This window comes from Chryseobacterium jejuense, from assembly GCF_017877355.1.
Classification (GTDB): Bacteria; Bacteroidota; Bacteroidia; order Flavobacteriales; family Weeksellaceae; genus Chryseobacterium; species Chryseobacterium jejuense_A.
Window position 1 is genome coordinate 41,521 of record NZ_JAGIPR010000007.1, and the last position, 21,077, is coordinate 62,597.

Consider the following 21,077-nt stretch of genomic DNA (forward strand, 5'->3'; position numbering starts at 1 on the left):
CAGTTATGAGAAGGCTGCCGATTTATTTTTTAATTGACGTTTCCGAATCTATGGTAGGAGACCCAATTGAGCAGGTACAGGAAGGAATTTCCAATATCGTCCGGGAACTGAAAAAAGATCCGTATTCATTGGAAACGGTTTATATTTCTGTGGTAGGTTTTGCAGGAGAGGCTGAAGTGATTACACCACTTCAGGATATTATCAGTTTTTATCCGCCCAAAATTCCAATTGGAAGCGGTACCTCATTATCGCAAGGATTGATTAAAATCATGGATTGCATAGATCAGGATGTTGTAAAAACAACGTACGATAGAAAAGGCGACTGGAAGCCTATTGTTTTTCTGTTTACAGATGGTGTTCCTACAGATGATGCCACCAAAGCGATAGAAAGATGGAATAATAAGTATAACGGAAAAGCCAATACCATTGCTGTTTCTATAGGAGAGAATACCAATTATAAACTATTGGGTTCATTGGCAGATAACGTTTTACTCTTCAATAATACAGATGAAAATTCGTATAAAGAATTTTTCAAATGGGTAACAGATTCTATCAAAACAACCAGTCAGAGTGTTACCGAAGCAAAAAAAGAAGGCATTAATCTTTCGAAAATTGATTCCGTGATCCTTGAAAAAGTAGATCCGCAGATGGAACAGCGTTTTCCGGACAATAATTTTGTAGTTCTGAATGGTAAATGTTCAGAGACGGATAAACTCTATCTGATGAAATTTAAAAAGACATTCGGAGAATCAAGCATTCCGGGGATGTCAACCAGATATTATAAACTGGAGGGAGCCTATAAAATTGATGAAAAATCCTATTACAGGCTGTCTTCAGCTCAAAGGAGTAATCTGAAAATTTCAATAGAAGAACTTCAGGGTGGAACTTCCTGCCCGCATTGTGCAAATCCTATTGCTCTGGCCACCTGTGCATGTGGTGGAATTCATTGCCTGCAAGGGGAAGGATATAATAAATGTCCTTGGTGCGGAACTTCAGATTATTACGGATATTCGGGAGGAGGATTTGATATCAACAGAACTTTAGGTTAAATCGTATTGGCCATGAAAATACCTTCATTTTATTTTGGAATCGGAAAAAAGCCTTTGGAAAAAGGAACTATTCGTAAAGAAAAAGAAGAATTTAAAGAAGTTCACTGGGTATTAAAGCATGCCCATTCAGGGAAGTTCTATGAATTCATCTTTGAGATGACTGATTTTCCGAATATCAACATTAAAAATATTAGGAATCTGGAAGAAACCGGTCTCACGTTTGAAAATAACAGGATTTCTGGGACCCCTATAGCCCATAATATGTATCATCTGGATATTGAATTTTTTCACACTGAGGATAAAGAGAATACGGATGTTAAAAGAGTTCAGCTATTGGTTAATATTGATCCCAAAGACTTATGGAAGAATATTCCAAGTGATAGAAATGCTGATTTTTACAAAGAAGATGAAGCTTCATTTCAGGGAACTTTTTCAGACAAAAAAATTGTTGTGGCTTCCAAGAGAGGCCGCTCTCATGCCCATGAAGGAAAATTCAGAGAAGATGATTTTGCAATAAATAAACTCCCTTCAGACTGGAATATAATTTCTATATCTGATGGTGCCGGTTCTGCGACAATGGCAAGAGAAGGTTCAAGGCTGGCCACTGTTTCTGTTAATCAGTTTTTCAGCTCTCCGGAAGTTGTACATGAAATTGAAAATAATATCAATGCCATTTACTCCTCAGAGAATTCAAAAAAAGAGCAGGATGAAGCCAAAGAGAATGTGATAAGGCTCCTTTATGAAGGGGTTTTATATGTTCATTGTTCATTGGAGAAAACTGCTTCAGAAAATAATTTATCCATTAATGATCTGCATGCCACTCTTGTTTTTGCTTTGGTTAAAAAGTTCAGTTTTGGATATGTGATCCTGAGTTTTGGAGTTGGAGATTGCCCTATCAACCTTATCAATACTGATTTTTCTGAGGTAATGCTTTTAAATACAATGGATGTAGGAGCGTTCAGCGGCGGCACTCGTTTTATCACCATGAAAGAAATATTCAATGACAATATTGTTTCCCGCTTTGGGATGAACTGTGTTGAGGATTTCTCATATCTGGTGCTTATGACAGACGGAATTTATGATCCTAAATTTCTTACCGAAAACAAGCTGGAAGATACAGAAAGCTGGAAAACATTTTTTAAAGATCTTAGTGGGGATAATGATGATCTTGCCAAAGTAGACTTTATTAATGATGCCGAAATTACTCAACAACTTCTCCACTGGACCGATTTCTGGAGCAGAGGAAACCATGACGATCGTACACTGTCCATAATTTATTAATTCAATATGAAAAACACTATTAGGGTTGTTTCTGTTCTGGATGCAGCCAAATCCTATGAATATGTAGATGAAAAACCAATTCAAGGCGGAGTAAAAGATGTTTACTTCTCGCCGGACAGGGATTATGTAGTTGCCTTTTATAGAAATCCTCTGGATGAAGGGCAGAAGGAAAGGATTAGGAGAATTGTTTTTACCTATCTGCAGAATATTCAGAATGGGAATTCAGCAGAATACTTTTTGAATGAAATATTCAGATGGCCCTATGATATTGTGGAAAAAGATAGGCTGACAGGAATTATTGTTCCTATTTACAATCAAAAATTTTTCTTTGCTAAAGGATATGTAGGTTCGGATAATATTCAGGGGGAAGATAAAGTAGGGAAATGGTTCACGGCTCCGATGTTCAGAAATCCACAGTATCCGCTGAGGTTAGATCAGTCTGAACTTGGAGACTGGTTAAGCTATTTTCAGATTACCATTAATATCAGCCGGGGTGTAAAGAAGCTTCATCAGATGGGGTTAGCCCACTCAGATTTATCTTATAACAATATTCTGGTAGATCCGGTGAGCAAATCGGCCTGTATTATTGATATTGATGGACTTGTTGTTCCAAAATTATTCCCACCTGAAGTAATTGGGACAGCAGATTTTATTGCTCCCGAAGTTTTAAAAACCCAACATTTGGGACTTCAGGATCCCGGAAGACATCTGCCCAATCAAAAAACAGATCTACATGCTCTTGCAGTGCTGATCTATATGTATCTGTTAAGAAGACATCCTCTCCGTGGCGGAAAGATCTGGGATCTGGATTCTGAAAAGGATGAGATGATATCTATGGGAGAAAAAGCCCTGTTTATAGAACATCCTAATGATCCATCCAATAATGTAAGAGTAGATCATCTTAGAAAATGGGATGCTTTCTGGGGTGATCCACAGAAGATTCCTTATACTGTAACAGGTCCGTATATTGCCGATTTATTCAGGAAAGCATTTATAGACGGATTGCACGATCCAATCAGACGTCCTACAGCTAATGAATGGGAAACTGCTTTACTAAAGACTGTAGACCTTATACAGCCTTGTCAGAATACCAATTGTAGTGAAAAATGGTATGTCTTTGATAATACGAGTAATCCGAAATGTCCTTTCTGTGGAACTCCACATAAGGGAACGCTTCCGGTTCTGGATCTGTATTTCCGGTTTGATGATGAAGTATGGAAACCTGAAAACCATCGGTTGATGGTCTATCACAATCAATATTTATTCAAATGGCATGTATCCAGAAAGGTGATTAGAAATGAAAATCTTACGATGCAGGATAAAATGCCTGTAGGATATTTTACATTCCATCAGGGAAAATGGGTACTGGTGAATCAAAGTTTGACAGGTATGAAAGATATTACAGAACAGAAAGAAATCCCACCGGGATCTATGGTAGAACTGACTGATGGAAAGAAAATACTGTTATCAGCAGAAGAAGGCGGAAGATTAATCTATGTGACAATGGCGAATCAGTAGATAGAAATAGGCTGGAAGCTGGAAGAATGAAGCTGGAAGTATAACGGCAAAAAATAAATGATAGTATTTAAATTCAATAGAAGAGACTGTCTAAAAAATGTCATTCTGAACGAAATAAAATGCAGTGAAGAATCTCATGGATTTGATTACCAATAAGATTCTTCCTTCTTCAGAATGACAAAAGCCAAATTATTTGACTTTGCAAACATAGGAGACAGCCTCGTTTCATATTTTTCTCAAATCCAATGGCCTTTAGCCCAAACTTATAATACTCTGTCGCAGATTTTACAAATTACGAAGATCTTATGCATAATCATCTGCTTTATCAGCTCAATCTGCGAGAGATTATATTTTACTCAGATCTTAATTGGAACTTATTAGAGCCAATTTATCTGTATTATTAAGATTTAAACCGGAGAAAATTCCATAGAGTAGGCATACTCATCTTCACCTACAATTTTAAAGCCTAAACTGGAATAAAGATGCTGTGCCTGATTGGTTTTTAAAACACTTAAAGAAGCTGTTTTTCCTGTTTCAGATGCCTCTTTCAAAATATCTGTAAGGATCATTCTTCCTAATCCTTTACCCTGCTGGGTGGGATCAATCTGAAGCTGCATTATATTAATATCCGATTCAGCTCTGTCTAATTTCAAGAGCCCTATGGGAAGGTTGTCCATAAAAATAATATGAGCCTTATCAAACTGATCAAGAATCCGGTTAAGAGTCGTTTCCCGGTCTGTAGGAAGATTGGATGCTGCATAATGCGGAACCATTGTTTTGATCCTCAGATCAAGAAGATAATCAATGTCGTTTTCTGTAGCTTTCTGGTAGGTAAGTGGAGTTTTCATATTTTTTGAATTTGGATTTCAGACTATATTTTTGCTGTTGGGAGAAAGAATTAACCTGTTGAATGTAAAGTTTAATCAAATGTAATATTTCTTTGGTGAAGATATACCTCATCAATACTTTCTTTTTCAAAATGATCCGGATAGATGGTGATTTTAATAAATTCTTCATCATGATAAAGACCTCCCAAAAATAATTCGTTCCCTATTATTTTTACTTGGATAGTAAGGGCATTGATAATGATTTCCTCATTTTTTAAAGTTTTAATATTAAAAATAAAAAGCCTCTGATAATGAGTGTCTTTATACTTAATGATGAGATAGTTTTCATAGAAATATAAAAGGCCATCCCGAAATAGTGGTTGCCCCAGAGTATTGATGGATGGTTTCCAGGTAATAACTTTCTTTTCCTTTAGCCTGATCCGAACCTCTTCTTTTCCTGCTTTATTACACTGCCACCATGCAATAACCCCATCATTATTGATCGCTATCTGATGTGGAGATACTGAATTTTCCATACCCGAATGATCTGTCCAGGTAATCTTTTGCTCACCGACTTCTGTTTTAATATTGTCAGTGAACAATTCTTCATCAATCAGGGTAAGGATTTCAGCCTGCGTCATTATTTTTTGTTTCTTGGGGCGAAGATATTGATTTAATTGGAGCCAGGGAAGAGGAGAAATGCCGGAAGCTTTGTTTTCCGGCACTCAATCTCTTTTTAGATCAGTTCAAAAAAGTTTCTTCTGCCAATCTTTATTTTGATTTCTTTTATCAGCTCTATTTCCTGATCCGGATTTAGAATTTTAACAGAATTAATTTGAACACCACCGCTTTCAATAAGCCTTCTCACCGCAGATTTGCTGAGGTCATTTTTTAGTTGGTGACAAAGTTCAAGAACAGTCTTTTTTTGCTGAATAGAGTTTAAAGAACTGATGGAAACAGGTTCAAAACTTTTCTCATCAAAATTCTTATTCTGAAACTGGTTATTGAAGAACTGCTCTGCATTTTCAGCTACTTCATCATCATGGTATTGACTGATAATATTTTTGGCAACTAGTTTTTTAATGTTCATCGGGTTTTCACCGTTTTCCATTTTTTCCTTTAAATTATTTTTCTGCTCTATTGAAAAATCTGTGGTAAAATCAATGAATTCTTCAATGAGAGCATCTGGAATAGACATTGTTTTTCCAAACATTTCATTCGGTTCATCCGTTAGTCCAATGATGTTGTTTAAAGATTTACTCATTTTTTCCTTTCCGTCAAGTCCTTTCAGTAAAGGCATACACATGACAATTTGAGCGGGCATCTGATGAACTTCCTGTAATTGTCTTCCCATCGTACAGTTGAAAAGCTGATCGGTGCCTCCCATTTCGATATCACATTCAATTTTTACAGAATCAAAGCCTTGGAGAATAGGGTATACCAGCTCATGCATGGCAATTGGAGTGTTTTCTGTAAATCGTTTATTAAAATCATTTCTATGCATCAGCTGGGCAACTGTAACTTTTGATAGCAGCTGAATAACCTCCGAGAAATTTAATGCATCAAGCCAATCAGAATTGAAAACAATCTTTGTTTTTTCAACATCAATGATCTTCGAAAGCTGATTGATATAAGTTTGTGCATTATGCTGAACATCTTCAGCGCTTAAAGGTTTTCTGGCTTTGTTTTTCCCTGTAGGATCACCTATTCTTGCGGTAAAACTTCCCACCACAATAATAATCTGATGACCCAGATCCTGAAACTGTTTCAGTTTTTTAAGCACAACAGCATGTCCCAGATGTAAATCGGGAGCAGTAGGATCAAAGCCTAGTTTAATAGAAAGTTTTCTGTTTTCTTCTTTAGCTTGTTTTAATTTCTCTTCCAATCCGTTTTCCGGAAGGATTATAGAGACATTTTCTTGTAATGTATCAATCATGTTGTAATAGTTTTAAAAGGAAAAAGCCCGGACAGGTACTGTCCGGGCTCTATATGTTAAGTAGATTATTTATTTTAGAATACAGATATAGAAAGTCTTCCCGAACAATAATTCGGAGTATAATATTCACTGAAGAATGGAAGACGCAATATGCTGTTTAAGTGTTTCATTGATATTGTAAATATAGCAGGATTTCCCTGAAGTTCCAATATTTAAACCATTAAGATGTAGTGTAAGTGGTTATAACAAGATTTGTTTTTTTAGAAAAAACTTAACCATTTACGAATCTTAATGGTCTAAAATAATGGTTCAAAACAATTTTACTTGTCATTTCTTAAGCTAATTCTGTGCCACAATCTGTTAAATTGACTTTATATGTTTTTTATCATGTTATAGGCGTTTTTCCATCTTATAATTGATGAAATCGATTCCTTTTACATTCACTATTTGTTCTTGGATGGCCTTGAAATTCATCCTTTCAAAAAAAAGTTTTGCTGTTTTACTTACGTCTGCAGTTAAGATCTTTTGGTTTTGATCTAAGGCTTCTTTTTCAATAAGCTCGTAAAGCTTGGATGCAATTCCCTGATGTTGATAATCTTTGTGAACAAACAACAGGTCAATATAATTTCCTTGAGCAAGGGTACAGAAACCAACAATTTTATTTTCAGATTCTGCAATGAAAACATATTGTTCATTCATTACATTTTGCCATCGTTCTTTATTCTCTGATCCGGATTTCCATGCCTCAAGCTGAGTTGTATTGTAATCCCGTTTGCAGATGGCTGTAATGGTATCCTGAAAAAGAATCAGCATTTCAGAAAGATCCTGTAAGTTTCCTTTTCTGATCCTGAACAACGGTTTATCAGATGTATTGCTGTTCATAGAGCTTTTGTTGTTTTTTATTAAGTAAAGGATAAAAAAGATTCATCTGCAGAACGGTATAATGTTGAATGGCTGCCTTTTTATTGAGTTTTGAAATCAGTCTGTTGTGAGTAAGCCAATTGTCTGCAATAATGAAAATCTGTTCTGTAAGGCTATTTGTGATAAATTCCGGAATATCTTTTTCGAAAATATCGTTTTTCTGAAGATCTGAAAATATCAATTGAAATTCTTCTTTTCTGTTGAAATTAATGCCCTCATATTGAGTTTTCACTTCCGGGATTTTATTCAGAATATCTATAAAATTGATGAAAATAAATCGGTAAGAATAAAAGATTTCACACGTGGAAAAAGTGAGTGTATAAAGATCTTCCAGTGTCTTATTTTCTATTTTCTTCATTTTGTTCAGCAGCTCATCCATTTTCAGGGTGAGTTCTGCAAAAAGGATCTTGGTAATATCCTCAGAATGCTTGAAATGATAATGAAGATTTCCCGGACTGATGGAAAGTTCACCCGCAATATGCCTTGTGGTAATATTGTTGTAACCCTTTTCATTAAAGAGCTCCAGTGCCTTCGCCAGAATTTTTTCCTTTGTGCTCATCTTTCAAAGATATGAATAATTAAGGCTGGTAATAAATCATATTTTTTAAATTAGAACAATTGTTCTAATTTGGGTATATTTGTAATATCAAATCTTATTACAATGGAAGGAAAACAAAAGTTTGATTACGAGGCTGCTGGAAAGAGTGAAAAGAAAAATGAAACCGATATTCAGGATATTATGGCAAAAGTACTGCAGGTCATCATCGGGTTTATTATGGCTGTACTGCATATGTAATGAAAAACAAGATTTCTTATTGGTTTTTGTTAGGCTTAGCTGCTTGGTTAGTTATTATCCTGCTGAGAAAGAATGGTATATTTATTCCTGTCATCAATAATTATTTTACTGATTTTATTACCATTCCGATGTACTGTTATCTGATAGGATACATCATGAATTCCCTGTTAGGATTTCGATGGAAACCTGATTTTAAATTTGTTCTTACTTCCGTTTTATATCTGTCTTTCCTGTTTGAAGTGCTTTGTCTCCAGTTATCTCCACTATTTACAGGAGATATTTTTGATGTTTTATCTTATTGTATCGGGGGAATGATCTATTACGTTTTTAATATCAGATCAATTTCTCATGCAAAAAAATAATAAGTCTTAAAATTCCAAAAAACGACTTTTGTCATTCTGAGAGCAGCGAAGAATCTCTAAAATCAAATAATTAATACTCTTCACTATACATTCGTGGATTTTTAAGACTGCTTCTTATAAAAAGGCCGACAGAACTTTATTTAAAAAGAACTGCCGGCCGGGTTATTATTTTTATCCTGTTTTTTGTTTTATAAGGTCATTATGGTGGAAAATTAATTGTTACTAGCACCTGCTCTGTTAGATTCTTCAAACTTCACCTGCTTGGTAGCACCTTTCACATTATTATTTCCAAATTTTTATGTAAGAGAAAGGTGAACATTTCTTGTAATTTCCTTATACTGATAATCAATATTATAGTCCGGATAATATTCTTTTCCTTTTTCCTGGTTCATATTTAGCTTTTAATACAAGACAATTATTTAGCGGAGAACATTACATAGGTTTGTGAAAAATCTTTTTTTATTTAAAAATATCTGAACATTCTTTTGGCTATTTTTGTATTCAACATAATAAGACCAACTTCAATGCACGACAAGCTTTTACAATATATTCGTTCTGTCTATGATTTTTCACCAAAAGAAATTGAAATGGTTAAACAGTATTTTGAGCCTGTAGTTTTTTCAAAGAACACGGTGATTGAAGAATCCGGTAAGGTTCCCAATTATCTTTATTATATTGTTTCGGGATACCTCAGATTGTTTTATATGGATCAGAATGGAAATGAAGTGACTACACATATCAACTGTCCACCCGGATTTTTTACCTCTTATTCTCATTTTATCAACAGAACCATCTCAGATCATAATGTAGAATGTATTACCGGGTGTGAACTTTTAAGAATTACCAAAGAAAATCTCGATCATCTGGTGAATGAAAGTCAGGCGATGAAAGATTTCAGTATTTCGGTATTTCAAGACTCTATTGCTTATAATGAAAACCGTTCCAGAGAATTGGCTGCTTTAAATGCCGAGGAACGGTATCTTAAGCTTTTAAAGGATTATCCAGAAATTATTCAGCATGTTCCTATTCAATATATCGCTTCCTTTCTGGGAATGAAACCGGAAAGTTTGAGCAGGATCAGGAGAAAAATAATTAACTAACAAAAGTCAAGCGGATCCGAAACTAAGAGGCTGAACTTTGCTGCATTAAAATCAATGCAATGACAAAGAATAATCTAAGCCTCGTTTCAGGAGCTAATGGACATCTGGGAAATAATTTAGTCAGATTTTTACTCAAACAGGGAATTCCGGTACGGGCAACGGTAAGGAATATCCATAATACAAAACCTTTTGAAGGACTGAACTGTGAGTTGATGCAAGCCGATATCACAGATAAAGCCTCTTTTGTAAGCGCTCTTCAGGGAGTGGAAACCTTTTATGCTGTGGGAGCTTCCTTTAAATTATGGGCCAAAGACCCTAAAAAGGAAATCTACGATGTTAATATCAAAGGAACTCGCAATACCATTGAAGCAGCGGCTGAAGCCGGAGTGAAAAGAATAGTCTACATAAGCTCTATTGCCGCTCTCAATTATACTCAATTACCTACAAAGGAAAGTAATGGTTACAATCCTGATCGCAGAGATATGTACTATAATTCTAAAAACGATGGCGAAAGGCTGGCTTTTGAACTGGCTGCAAAACTTGGAGTAGAACTTGTTTCTGTGATGCCTTCAGCAATGATTGGGAGTGAAGCTTTTTTACCTTTGAATGTTTCCTACGGAGTATTGAAGCTTATTCTGAACAAACAAATTCCTGTAGATACAAAAATTACCCTGAATTGGGTAGATGTAAAAGACGTAGCAGAAGGATGTTATCTGGCAGCTCACAAAGGACGTTCAGGCGAACGTTATATTCTAGCGAATGAAAAATGTATGACGATTACGGATACAACAATTTTGGCGAATAAATTATATCCGGATTTAAAGCTGAAAGTCCCAAATGCTGTTCCCAAAGGAATTCTTTATACCATTGCTGCCTTGATGGAATTTACAGCAAAAATGAGCAGAAAAGCTCCGGTACTGACAAGAAAAGATATCTCCATGTTTTCCGGATTGCAACAGGATTTTGATATTTCCAAAGCAAGAAACGAATTGGGCTTTGCTCCTAAAAGCCCTGAACAGGCTGTAAAAGAGGCTCTTGATTATTTACGGACCAATCCTGAACTTTTGAAAGAAGTTTAGCATTACAACTGGATAATAGAACCTTTATAAAATTTAGTCAGGTCATACAGATCGTTGAAATATTTTTGGAGGTCTGTATTGCTTTTATCATCAAGACTTTGAAGTTCAGAATGATTTTCAGCTAATTCATATAATGGCTTATTATCCGGTTTCAGATAATCCGAAAGGATATTTTCTTTTCCTTGTTCTCTGCGGATAATTTCAGTAAGGAATATTCCATAGATCAGAAATTGGTTAAAATTCTGAGCATTGACAATATAATTAAGGTTTTTCTGAGAAAGTTTTTCATATTCAGAAAGAATCTGTAGGAAGGTCTCAGTATGCATAGGCGATTGAATTTCGTAGAAAAGATCAATGCCGTTAATGAACAGTTGAGTTTTTATTTCTTCATGATCTGAAGGATAGGCTTTGTTGAACCATAAAAATATATTTAAAAGCTCTTCTCTGGTAAGCTCTTCCACTGAATCTTTTACTTTATCCTTGATGATTTCAAGACTGATTTTTCCGTCAGGCTGAAGAAACTTTTGAAAATTCTCTTCTTCACGACAAAGTTTATTGTACAAATTGATTTTGGCAATATTTGGGTTGGTTTTGATGAAATAAAGTTCTCCTGTCATAACGAATTACCAAATATTTTATAAAAATGGTAATTAAAGATACAAAATATGCTGAAACACAAGTTAAAAAATAATATGCGATGAATGGGAGTGAGTAGGTTGTCTGAAAATAATTTTGCCCTCAAACCTATAAGTTTTTAATACTATTATCAAATAAGATCTCAAAAACCTTAAATAGTTTGATGCAGCGCAATTCTGTTTCCTTCAGAATCTTCAAATTCTGCTACAGCGAAACCATATTTTTCATCCATTCTTTTCGGATAAAGAATTTTTCCTCCGTGCTGAAGAACTTTTTCCAAAGTGGAATCAATATTCTCTGTTTTAAAATAAATAATAACCCCATTTTTTGTAGGTTTATAAACATCACCTTTGGCTAAAGCTCCGGTAATACCACAGTTCTTTTCTTCAAAAGGGAAAAGAGCCATCTCATAATGATCGATGGTTTCTTTCTCAAAACTGAAATTAAAGACAGCCGAATAGAAGCTCTCTGCCCGTTTCAGATCATTCACAGGAATTTCAAAATAAACGACAGGATTGGATGAATTCATTGAAGTTAATTTTATTTTTTAAAGGGTGGAAGCGCTTTTATTTCCGGTTTGAAAATGATTGTTGTGGCTATTGACCTGATAAGAGATCTGGCAATAGAAAGCGGATGCTCCGGAAACTCACGATCATATTTTTCCAGTTCAGATTTATTCATTACCGTTCCTTGCTTAAAGTCAGGATCATAAGGGTCTTCAAACCAGTTTTTCATGGTTTCTTCATCAATTTCTACTTCTCCGGCTTTATGCAATCTGTCAAGAATAACTGCATCTCTCATCCCTGTGATTCCAATTTCATCTGCTTGAATTTTTACTACATAACTACAGTTTTCAAAAGGAATGGTGATGGACACAATATAGGCCATTCCGGTTTCCGGCTGAGGAATCTTAATCATGTTTTTTACACAAGGAATATTGTGGATATTGATAATGTCTGTCTCAATAATTCCACCGTTTGATGATGCAGCAATATTTCTGTAAAACTTTTTCAGATAATCGAGATCTTTTGCTGTAGGAAGGTCTGGTTCTTTATCAAAAAAATGCAGAACAATCAAAGCTGATTGTTGTGGATTTACCCATCTTATCGCCTCATTGTCTTCTGAAACTTTAGTCCATCCCTGATCGGGAATGGTTACAGAATGAAGGTTGACTTTAATTTTTTTCTTCTTCTTCAAAAAGTTGAACATAACTTGTCTTTTATAGCTTAAAGATCGCGTTATTTTATCAAAAATAAAAAAAATCGGAAAAGAATTTTGGTGAAATCATTAGGATTTTAACCAACAGATAGAGACTCTCTATGATAAAAAATAGATAGACTTCTCTATTTTTTATGTAGCTTTGTCAAAACTTTTCAGGATGAAAAAAGAAAAAGTACACGACAGAATCATCAGAGTGGCTTCGGAATTATTTTATAAACAAGGATATAATTCTACAGGAATCAATCAGATCATTGCTGAGTCAGATATTGCCATTGGTTCGTTGTACAATCATTTTGCCTCTAAAAATGAGCTTCTTCAGGCTTATCTAGTCAAGGAAGAGCAAAACTGGTTCGAAGGTCTTGAAAAAAGTATTGCTTCTATTTCAGATCCGAAAGAAAAAATAGTAGCAATTGTGGATTACCGTAAAAAGCTGCAGCAATCTTCAAAGTTTGCAGGATGCCATTTCATTAAAATTGTCTCTGAAATAGGAGATGGAAACACTGCAGTATTCACTTTTGCTAAAAATCATAAGGAAAAACAAAGGGCAGTCATTCATGGTATTGTGAAGGAATATAGTGAGCTTCATCAGTTGTCAGACTCTGATTTAATCGCGGAAAATATATTTTTACTGATAGAAGGAGCTGTAGTAACTTCCACCATCACCAGAAAAAATGATTCTTTTGATCAGATCAAAAAAATGATACAGGGTTTATTGCCCTAATTTTTTTATGAATTTAAAAATAGATATATCTATATAAAAATGAAACGTAACTATTTGAAATTATTAATTATTCTTTTTGGACAGTTGTTGACAATTATGGATATTTTTATTATCAATGTATCCATACCTTCTATACAAAGCGATATTCATGCTTCCCATGGAGAAATGCAGCTGATGATAGCTGCCTATCTTATCGGATTTGCTTCTTTTCTTATTACAGGCGGGCGTTTGGGAGATGTATACGGAAGAAAAAAGATTTTCATTAGCGGATTGATCTTTTTTATGATAAGTTCCATTACCTGCGGAATTTCACAAGGAACTGTTATGCTGATGATTTCAAGATTGGCTCAGGGAATAAGTGCTGCATTAATGGCACCACAGGTTCTCTCTATGATCCAGATTTTATTTCCTGTTCACAAAGAGCGTACAAAGGCAATGGGGTGGTATGGAATCACTATTGGAGTCGGAACAATTCTGGGGCAGTTTCTGGGTGGATATTTTTCATCACTTACTGTTTGGGAAGAGCCTTGGCGGCTTATTTTCTTGATTAATATTCCTATATGTCTGATCGCCATTTTTTTCAGTGTAAGAATTTTGGAAGAATCCAGAATCAGTATAAAAGAATCCTTTGATAGTTGGGGCGTTTTTCTATTGTCAGCAGGACTTTTCAGTATGACCTACACGCTTACCGTTTCTGAAAAGGAGATCTTTTCTGTCCAGAATATGCTGTTCATGGTTATTTCTGTGGTTATTTTAATCTACTTTATTAAAAATCAGAAAGATAATTTGAAAAATAAAAAAACTTACCTGATTGATTTCGAGCTGTTCCGTTACAAAAATTTCAATTTGGGTATTGTAGCAGTCTCTTGCTTCTTTATTATGCTGGATTCCTATTTCTATATTCTCTCTTTATTTTTTCAGGATGGATTAATGATTAGCCCTTTGAGAGCCGGGGAAATAATCGTTTTTCAGGGATTGGGATTTATTCTGGCTTCAGCTTTCTCGGTGAAACTAATCCTGAGATATGGGAAAAAAGCCCTGATGACTGGACTTGGTTTTATCATCTTGATTTTGATTCTTCAGATTGTTTTTTTCAACGGAATTACTGAGTTTTTATGGTTGTTTCTGTTGTTATTTTTGCATGGAGTAGGAGTAGGCTCTGTGATTCCTTCACTGGCGAATATTGCCCTTTCAGGAATCCCTGAAAAAATGATTGGAAATGCTTCCGGAGTTTACAATACTTTTCAGCAGATTGCGGCCATTATAGGAATTGTGGCAGTGGGAAGTGTTTTTTATTATTTTCTGGGCGAAAAACCTTTAATACAAGATTATCATAAAGCTTTTACAGTGGCAATACTGGTTAATATTCTATGTCTGATTATTGTTTTTGCAGCTGTTTTTAAAGTACCTGATGATGTTCTTCCTCAAAGCAAAAAATAAATGATAAGACTGTTTATTTTTACAGGAGTATTCATCGGTTGTGGAATATTTGAATCTTCCAAGCAGATTATTTTTCTACAGAGATTAATAGCATCATAGGTCTGCGAAGTTCATCTTTCATTTCCGGAATTTCTTTCAGCATTTCAGAACTTGGCTCCGGTTCAATAATCTCCTTTATTTTGAAACCTTGTTTCAATAAAGTGTTGAGGTAGGAAGTTAAGGTTCTGTGGTATTTAATTACATTTTCACCTAAGAATGTTGTATTTCTTTTTCCTTCCATAAAATACTTATCAATAGGCCAGCATGTTTTCTCTCCGTTTTTATCATATACCCAGTCCTGACTTCCTTCAGCGGTAAAGACAGGATGTTCTACAGAGAATACAAAATGTCCGCCTGAAGTTAACCATTGGTAAATGTTTTGAGCAATTCTATCAAATGATTCTATATAATGCAGTGTTAATGAGCTTAAAATAATATCAAACTGTTCTTTAGGATAATCAAGATCCTCCAATGCTTTTCTTTCATACAGGATACCTTCCAGATTATTGATTTCTTTGGCTTTCGTCAACATTTTCTCTGAAAGATCAATACCAACTACAGATTTTGCTCCATTTTCTATGGCATATCGGCAATGCCATCCGAATCCACAGCCAAGATCCAGTACATTTTTCTCTTTAAAATCAGGAAGCATATTTTTTAAGGCATGCCATTCTCCGGCTCCTTCCAGTCCCAATTGGGAACGGAGCATTTTCTCATACTGGTCAAAAAAAGACGGGTTGTCATATTTGTTTTCTTTCATGATAGAGAGGGTTTATAGTTCTATTTTAAAACTGAGATTAACGAATGATAAATTTACGATTATTAATGTAAAAATTTTTAAAACGTAAATCCAGACTTTTAGCACAAAAAAATCCTTTACACAAATAAAGGATTGAATATCTATTTAAAAATGATTTTATTTTCTGCCCTCACGAACTGCTCGAATTAAATCTTCGTTTCGTTTATTGGCTCTATCGTTATTTAAAGACATTACGGCCCAAATGGCAGCAGGAAGCCAGCCAATTACGGTAATCTGTAAAATAAAACAGATTATTCCGGTAAGGATTTTTCCCCGGACAATAAAAGATAAAAAGGGAAGTATAATAGCTAATAACATGATTCTAAAATTAAAATTGTAGGTAATTTGTATTTATATTCAGTTTGATAGGACTAATTTACAAATTATTCTCCCATATTTTTATTCCACAATTTTTCAGCATATTCTCTGAACACTTTCGGCCCTTCTTTAAAAGTTTTATCAAAAGTGTAAGATCCACCTTCAAATACCGGTTTCCCTTGGTCTTCCATTCCTGTTTGTATTTTTGATTCCCCACGCATGGCAAATTTTTGTTTTCCTTCATACATGATGATCTTTAAATCCGAAGGACTTACATCGCCTTTGCAGGCAATTTCATACATTACCCAGATTTCAGCGATACCATTTTTATCAAGATCTGTTACACTTAAAGAGTTTTTCTTAAATGCGGCATCAATATCTACCATACAGTCTTTGATAAAGTCATTCATCTTCCATATCTGTTGATTATTTTCCAAGGAATAGCATTGGGCAAAAACTTCAGCATCACTACCATCATTTTCATGGTGAAAATTTTCATTGATGTAAACTCCTGTTTCAGAAGTCACCACTATATATTCTCCTGTTTTATCTTTCCATCGGAATCCGTCTTTAAAATTTCCTTTATACTTCAATGCTTTTGGAACCTGAGAGGAATCAATTCTTGCAGTAACCAAAGAATCTGTTTTTTCTACCTGATTAATTGCCGGAGCTTTTGTTTCTGCTATTGAATCTTTCTTTTCGTTTTTACAGCTTAAAAAAAATAGGAATGGAAGAGTATAAAGGAAGTACGTTTTTTTCACAATTATTATATTTCTTGTTGGTCTGATAACAGGGCTCGAACCTGTGTCCTCCCGGGTGAAGAGCCGGGTGCTCTGCCACTGAGCTATATCAGAAATCAGGATAGGTGCAGGGCTCGAACCTGCGTCAACCCGGTTAAAGAGCCGGGTGTTCTACCGCTGAACTAACCTATCCTTTATTTTTTGTTTTCAGAGTTTTCCTGAAAAATATTTGTTTTGTCTTAAGATTTTAGCCAGAAAAGGATTGGAAACGGTTACTCCGTGTACGAGTTCCGGAGTAGGCTTAAACTCACTTACTCCATGAGTGTGGGGAGCAATCCAACCTGATTTTTCAGGATCAATGCCAGCATCTTTACAGGCATTAACGATCATTTCCTTATTACAGAAGGTCTTTTCCTGAAAAACCTCCCATGGCAAAGGTACTAAATTCCAAACTTCTGTGTTAGGATCAATCTTTCCGCCGGTTGATAAATGCCATGCAATAACATCGGCAGCCATTAATCGCATCACCTTTCCGAAACAAATATCATTAAGAACTGAATCAAGACCCAAAGCATAAATCAGGTTCATCCAGTTATCCCTGGCTTTATTCCAGGCTCCGGCTGTATTGTTCCAGGTAGTGGAGTCATTGCCTTTTTTTACAGCCATTGTTTTCCTGTAGATATCATTTTCATTCCAGAGCTCTTCAAGGTAATCTGAAATTTCCTCAAGGATCTTTGTCCATTTACCTAAGAGTTTACCCTTTTGTTCATCATTCAGGTGATCTAAAACTTTAGCATCAGTATAAATATAGGAAATAGCTTCCCAATGAGTCATAGCCGGGTCTCTCAGACATCTGTTGAACAGCATTTCACAAATTTCATCAAATGGTCTTTCCTGACTTTGATTGGTGAAGGTACTTCTAAGGTTACTTCTTGCATTGAAATAAGCGATAAAGCAGGCCGTATTCAGGTCTTTGCTGAAATTTTCAAAACTGATGGTATGAGAAAGCCCATGTTTGGCTATTTTTTGAAGCTCAATCTTCTTGGATTCATGAATGAATTTCTGAAGTCTGATTTCAATTCGTTTTAAAAGTCGCCACTTCTTGTTGTAATTTCGCTTGGAAATATCCAGTCCGGCCAGTTTTCTAAGATCTTTATTAAGCCTGTCGCTTTTGAAATTATTCTCTCCGACTTCTTTATGAATTAATGGGGAAACTTCTTTTAAAAATATTTCAATTCCGGCTACACTGTGATATCCTGAATTTTCTTTTTCATCAAGCTTAAAGATTTCAATAGCCTTTTTGATTTGTTTTTCAGCACCAATGGCTTTCCCAAAAGTTTCAAGCATTGAGGTATACCCATAAACACTGTTTTTCAGAGAACGGTTGGCGGCTTTGCTCAAAGTAGCAAGCTCATGAATGGCTAATTGACCTTTCATCAACTCAACGATCATTTCCGCTACATCTTCAGGACGGTGGCGCTGATCTAAGGTTTGGAAAAGCTGTTCTATGGTACTCATTTTTTATCGTTTTGGAAATTACAGTTTTGCCCTGTTTATGGAATTAATTCCTTCATTGTTTTCTCTGTATTCATCAAGTCTCCCTGAGGAATATGATGATTGAGATAAGTGAAAAATAAATTGGTTACCCAGCTGCTTTCAATATTATGAATAAAGTAAGAAGAAATCAATCCAAAATCATCGGAAATATAAGCTGGTAGTTCTGATGAACCTGTCGCTTTGAAGATGGAGATGAAAATTTCTTTTCGGATATGAGTAACAGCATCTTCGGTTTCTTCGTCTGATGTTTTTCCTTCAACAGCATGATAAGCATTCATCCAGGCATCTGAAAATACTGAAGAATCTCTGTTGTCTAGAATTTCATCAACCTTTTCAGGATCAATATCGTTAAGAGCAGCTTTTAAAGATGTATTAAAAGCTGCTTCTAATTTTCTTAATTTTTCTATCATAGTTTTAATGAGATTGCGGGTCAAAATATGCTTTAAAAGTAAGCGGGTTCTCTATTTTTCCCTCAGCATCTTCGAGATGTTCTAAATATTCAGCCTGATGCTTTTCCATATAAATCATCACAATAGCCAGATTTATAAAAAGATTTTTATCTTCTGAACCGAGGTTTAAAGCCATTTTTAAATAATCTAAAGCTTTTTCATTTTCTCCCATATCGGAATAAATTGCCCCAATATTGATTAACGCAGAGGTGTTCTCAGGCTCAATAAGTAGAATTTCATCTAACTCTTTAACTAAAAGATCGTTTAAAGTATCCCAATGATCATCGTTCTCCCATCTTTTTGCTTGGAGTTTTTTTACGTTTTCTAGTCTTTTTGTTATCGTATTCATGATTTAAAATTACTGAATTATTTTTCTTCCGTATAATCGCCTTTCTTCAGTTGTGGTTTCCAGTGTGTCAAGTCAGAATATCTGATAAAAATTTCATCTATAACAGACAATAGCAATGGTAAGCCCCTAATAACCTTCTTTTTTTATCTAATATTAAAGTTACTTTATTGGGTTTACACCTGAAAGCAGCTTCATAAATTGAAATTCCTTTAAAAAAGGTATTAACTAAAAAATGGATAATTGCCAACTCCGTCACTCTATTTAAAAACCGGAGTCAGTCTTTTTACGAGCATTCCAAAATGCAAAGAATTATCTATCTTGCAGTATCTTCATCGTTGATTCAAGCTAGTTTTTGAAATAGGAATGTTCTAATTTTCGGAAAAGAAGTTTTTAGGTTGGTGAGAAATATTTTATGAGTTATTTTAAATTTCATCTAAAATTGGGATAACTTAGAGATGTTTTAATCCTGTATTGTAGACAAAATTCCATTATTGAAATACAGATAGGTTCCAAAACCATAAACCCATTGTTCATGAGCGTATCCTTTCATTGTGATTCTGTTGATATCCAAAGGCTCTCCCCATGCAAGTCTACACATTTCCCTATTCATTCCTATGGCAACTTTATTGTCAGCAATTAGACTTCCGAGTTTTGCACCATACTTATTGATATACAATTGTTTGGATTTTTTATCTTCTGCAATACGTTTTTGCTCATCTGCTTTTTCCTGCTTTATCTTTTCAGCTTCTGCTATTTTTTTCTCCTCCTGAATTTTATCGTATTGTACTTCAGTAATGAAAGATTTGCGTAATTTATCGATGTCTAAAACTACTGAATAGTTTCTATTAGTAAGATAAAAAAGGGGTGTTAAATATTTTTGATTAGAAGTTTCTGTTAGGCTTAAATCTTCACAAAACCATATTTCTTTAGGTTCAATATTCAAGACTTTTCCTGTTTTACTGTCAATTAATTCTGAAATGGTTTTTTTAGCAACCAAGCGTTGTCCTACAAAATCTTTTTTAGCTTTTTCAAAATAAGGAACGAGAAGAAAAGGATAATTTTGAATAGAGATTGCCATATTTACATGCCAATATAAAGAGTCTCCAGTTTTATCATCTTTTAGTTGTACTTTCAATTCTGCAACATTTTTAAGAATATCCGAAGGCATATCTTCCAGTTTTTTATACTCTCGGTCCTTAGAATATCTATCTCTGGCAGTAATATCCAAAATGGTAAAGTATTTTCCATCTGAATCGGATAAAATATCTAGGTAATTCTCACTGCTAGAAGATTTGTATTTCTTTGATTGAGGTTTATAAAATACTTTATATCCTACATATTGTTTATAATCTACAAATCTTTCCTGTAGTTGAAGATTGCTTATGCTGTCAAAAGATTTTGGTTTATAATAAGGTTTTTCAACTAAGCTTTCGTTTCTGATTGTAATTTGTGAATAGACGAAATTCGAAATAAAAAGTAATAAAAATAGTACCGTTTTCATGATTGTTTTTATGATGCGAAACTATAAAAAATATATAATAAAGAAAATTAATATTAATACTTTGTTTCAAAATTCAGCCCATTCTCATATTCAGCCGAATTAAAAAAAGTAATAACTCAAATATCAGAATTTAACTTTTGTTTTAAATTGTTTAAATAAGTTTCAGCTAATATAATTGTACCGTTAATTGTTAAACTAAATATGGTTTAATTTTTTCTTCACTTCCAAGGCCTTTTTTCATCAATTCTGAAAGTGTAATCCAAATTCAATACTTCATACTGTGGGCAAATAAAACTTCAAAAGCTTAAAAAAATTTTCAAATGATTCTCCATCGTAATAAACTTGACAGACAATATCTCTGATTATTTCCATGGATTCTGTATTAAATTTAAAAACCATTAAGCTTTAATAAGTCTTAATGGTTTTCAATATTATTTT

Annotated in this window: 24 protein-coding genes and 2 tRNA genes; 9 read left to right on the top strand and 17 right to left on the bottom strand. The window is 34.5% G+C overall.

Translation table 11 applies throughout. The features are described 5' to 3' along the window. Nucleotides 1-5: 5 nt before the first annotated feature. The 3 genes from J2772_RS15215 to J2772_RS15225 are packed head-to-tail and all read left to right on the top strand — an operon-like array spanning nucleotide 6 to nucleotide 3,848. Nucleotides 6-1,049, top strand: coding sequence for a TerY-C metal binding domain-containing protein (locus tag J2772_RS15215; protein ID WP_209918137.1), 1,044 nt, complete (start codon nucleotides 6-8; stop codon nucleotides 1,047-1,049). A gap of 12 nt (nucleotides 1,050-1,061) precedes the next feature. Continuing rightward, nucleotides 1,062-2,330 (top strand): PP2C family serine/threonine-protein phosphatase, encoded by a 1,269-nt coding sequence (locus J2772_RS15220; RefSeq protein ID WP_209918139.1) that lies wholly within the window; start codon nucleotides 1,062-1,064, stop codon nucleotides 2,328-2,330. A gap of 6 nt (nucleotides 2,331-2,336) precedes the next feature. Continuing rightward, the gene (locus tag J2772_RS15225) at nucleotides 2,337-3,848 is read left to right on the top strand and encodes a helix-hairpin-helix domain-containing protein (protein ID WP_209918141.1); all 1,512 of its coding nucleotides are present in this window, start codon (nucleotides 2,337-2,339) and stop codon (nucleotides 3,846-3,848) included. 407 nt (nucleotides 3,849-4,255) lie between these two features. Here J2772_RS15225 and J2772_RS15230 read toward each other — a convergent pair whose 3' ends face one another. The 5 genes from J2772_RS15230 to J2772_RS15250 form a co-directional block, all read right to left on the bottom strand. Further along, nucleotides 4,256-4,696 carry a GNAT family N-acetyltransferase gene (locus J2772_RS15230; RefSeq protein WP_209918143.1) on the bottom strand — a complete coding sequence of 147 codons (441 nt, stop codon included), beginning with the start codon at nucleotides 4,694-4,696 and terminating at the stop codon, nucleotides 4,256-4,258. 71 nt (nucleotides 4,697-4,767) lie between these two features. Next, nucleotides 4,768-5,400, bottom strand: coding sequence for a hypothetical protein (locus J2772_RS15235; protein ID WP_209918147.1), 633 nt, complete (start codon nucleotides 5,398-5,400; stop codon nucleotides 4,768-4,770). A gap of 11 nt (nucleotides 5,401-5,411) precedes the next feature. Continuing rightward, nucleotides 5,412-6,611 (bottom strand): tyrosine--tRNA ligase, encoded by a 1,200-nt coding sequence (gene tyrS / locus J2772_RS15240; RefSeq protein WP_209918148.1) that lies wholly within the window; start codon nucleotides 6,609-6,611, stop codon nucleotides 5,412-5,414. 390 nt (nucleotides 6,612-7,001) lie between these two features. Then, the gene (locus J2772_RS15245; RefSeq protein WP_209918151.1) at nucleotides 7,002-7,493 is read right to left on the bottom strand and encodes a GNAT family N-acetyltransferase; all 492 of its coding nucleotides are present in this window, start codon (nucleotides 7,491-7,493) and stop codon (nucleotides 7,002-7,004) included. Next, a complete protein-coding gene (locus tag J2772_RS15250) occupies nucleotides 7,474-8,091 on the bottom strand; it encodes a TetR/AcrR family transcriptional regulator (RefSeq protein ID WP_209918152.1) in 618 nt (205 codons plus the stop codon). The genes J2772_RS15245 and J2772_RS15250 overlap by 20 nt, the downstream gene beginning before the upstream one ends. Before the next feature lie 102 nt (nucleotides 8,092-8,193). Between J2772_RS15250 and J2772_RS24305 the strand changes: the two genes are divergently transcribed. The 4 genes from J2772_RS24305 (at nucleotide 8,194) to J2772_RS15270 (ending at nucleotide 10,869) form a co-directional block, all read left to right on the top strand. Beyond that, nucleotides 8,194-8,328 carry a hypothetical protein gene (locus J2772_RS24305; protein ID WP_262487360.1) on the top strand — a complete coding sequence of 45 codons (135 nt, stop codon included), beginning with the start codon at nucleotides 8,194-8,196 and terminating at the stop codon, nucleotides 8,326-8,328. Beyond that, nucleotides 8,328-8,690: a hypothetical protein gene (locus J2772_RS15255; RefSeq protein WP_209918154.1), complete on the top strand. Its 363-nt coding sequence runs from the start codon at nucleotides 8,328-8,330 to the stop codon at nucleotides 8,688-8,690. The genes J2772_RS24305 and J2772_RS15255 overlap by 1 nt, the downstream gene beginning before the upstream one ends. A 524-nt stretch (nucleotides 8,691-9,214) precedes the next feature. Beyond that, nucleotides 9,215-9,790 (top strand): Crp/Fnr family transcriptional regulator, encoded by a 576-nt coding sequence (locus tag J2772_RS15265; RefSeq protein ID WP_209918156.1) that lies wholly within the window; start codon nucleotides 9,215-9,217, stop codon nucleotides 9,788-9,790. Nucleotides 9,791-9,849: 59 nt separating this feature from the next. Next, entirely contained in the window at nucleotides 9,850-10,869 is a 1,020-nt protein-coding gene (locus J2772_RS15270) for an NAD-dependent epimerase/dehydratase family protein (RefSeq protein ID WP_209918158.1), read from the top strand. Nucleotides 10,870-10,871: 2 nt separating this feature from the next. On the opposite strand, the gene J2772_RS15275 is transcribed toward J2772_RS15270, so the two are convergent. The 3 genes from J2772_RS15275 to J2772_RS15285 all read right to left on the bottom strand — a co-directional run bounded on the left by J2772_RS15275 (nucleotide 10,872) and on the right by J2772_RS15285 (nucleotide 12,714). Further along, nucleotides 10,872-11,486: a hypothetical protein gene (locus J2772_RS15275; RefSeq protein WP_209918160.1), complete on the bottom strand. Its 615-nt coding sequence runs from the start codon at nucleotides 11,484-11,486 to the stop codon at nucleotides 10,872-10,874. 170 nt (nucleotides 11,487-11,656) lie between these two features. Beyond that, complete coding sequence (locus tag J2772_RS15280; RefSeq protein WP_209918162.1) at nucleotides 11,657-12,034, bottom strand: VOC family protein; 378 nt, start codon at nucleotides 12,032-12,034, stop codon at nucleotides 11,657-11,659. Between the two features lie 11 nt (nucleotides 12,035-12,045). Beyond that, on the bottom strand, nucleotides 12,046-12,714 hold the full coding sequence (locus J2772_RS15285) for a hypothetical protein (protein ID WP_209918164.1): 669 nt from the start codon (nucleotides 12,712-12,714) through the stop codon (nucleotides 12,046-12,048). A 169-nt stretch (nucleotides 12,715-12,883) separates the two neighbouring features. On the opposite strand from J2772_RS15285, the gene J2772_RS15290 reads away from it, so the two are divergent. Together J2772_RS15290 and J2772_RS15295 are read left to right on the top strand one after the other, a co-directional pair. Then, complete coding sequence (locus tag J2772_RS15290) at nucleotides 12,884-13,447, top strand: TetR/AcrR family transcriptional regulator (RefSeq protein ID WP_209918165.1); 564 nt, start codon at nucleotides 12,884-12,886, stop codon at nucleotides 13,445-13,447. Nucleotides 13,448-13,486: 39 nt separating this feature from the next. Further along, entirely contained in the window at nucleotides 13,487-14,887 is a 1,401-nt protein-coding gene (locus tag J2772_RS15295; protein ID WP_209918167.1) for an MFS transporter, read from the top strand. Between the two features lie 67 nt (nucleotides 14,888-14,954). Here the strand turns inward: J2772_RS15295 and J2772_RS15300 are convergent, their stop codons facing one another. The 9 genes from J2772_RS15300 to J2772_RS15340 form a co-directional block, all read right to left on the bottom strand. Beyond that, complete coding sequence (locus J2772_RS15300; protein ID WP_209918168.1) at nucleotides 14,955-15,686, bottom strand: class I SAM-dependent methyltransferase; 732 nt, start codon at nucleotides 15,684-15,686, stop codon at nucleotides 14,955-14,957. Between the two features lie 156 nt (nucleotides 15,687-15,842). Further along, nucleotides 15,843-16,043, bottom strand: a complete 201-nt coding sequence (locus J2772_RS15305; protein WP_123868342.1) for a YqaE/Pmp3 family membrane protein — start codon at nucleotides 16,041-16,043, stop codon at nucleotides 15,843-15,845. 65 nt (nucleotides 16,044-16,108) lie between these two features. Continuing rightward, entirely contained in the window at nucleotides 16,109-16,804 is a 696-nt protein-coding gene (locus J2772_RS15310; RefSeq protein ID WP_209918171.1) for a M949_RS01915 family surface polysaccharide biosynthesis protein, read from the bottom strand. Between the two features lie 20 nt (nucleotides 16,805-16,824). Further along, nucleotides 16,825-16,897 (bottom strand) — tRNA-Lys (locus J2772_RS15315). A 4-nt stretch (nucleotides 16,898-16,901) separates the two neighbouring features. After that, a tRNA-Lys gene (locus J2772_RS15320) sits at nucleotides 16,902-16,976 on the bottom strand. A 14-nt stretch (nucleotides 16,977-16,990) separates the two neighbouring features. Continuing rightward, nucleotides 16,991-18,301 carry a hypothetical protein gene (locus J2772_RS15325; protein ID WP_209918172.1) on the bottom strand — a complete coding sequence of 437 codons (1,311 nt, stop codon included), beginning with the start codon at nucleotides 18,299-18,301 and terminating at the stop codon, nucleotides 16,991-16,993. 35 nt (nucleotides 18,302-18,336) lie between these two features. Next, complete coding sequence (locus tag J2772_RS15330) at nucleotides 18,337-18,750, bottom strand: hypothetical protein (RefSeq protein WP_209918174.1); 414 nt, start codon at nucleotides 18,748-18,750, stop codon at nucleotides 18,337-18,339. Between the two features lie 4 nt (nucleotides 18,751-18,754). Further along, complete coding sequence (locus tag J2772_RS15335) at nucleotides 18,755-19,138, bottom strand: hypothetical protein (protein WP_209918175.1); 384 nt, start codon at nucleotides 19,136-19,138, stop codon at nucleotides 18,755-18,757. Nucleotides 19,139-19,598: 460 nt separating this feature from the next. Next, the gene (locus J2772_RS15340; protein WP_209918177.1) at nucleotides 19,599-20,639 is read right to left on the bottom strand and encodes a hypothetical protein; all 1,041 of its coding nucleotides are present in this window, start codon (nucleotides 20,637-20,639) and stop codon (nucleotides 19,599-19,601) included. Nucleotides 20,640-21,077 lie beyond the last annotated feature (438 nt).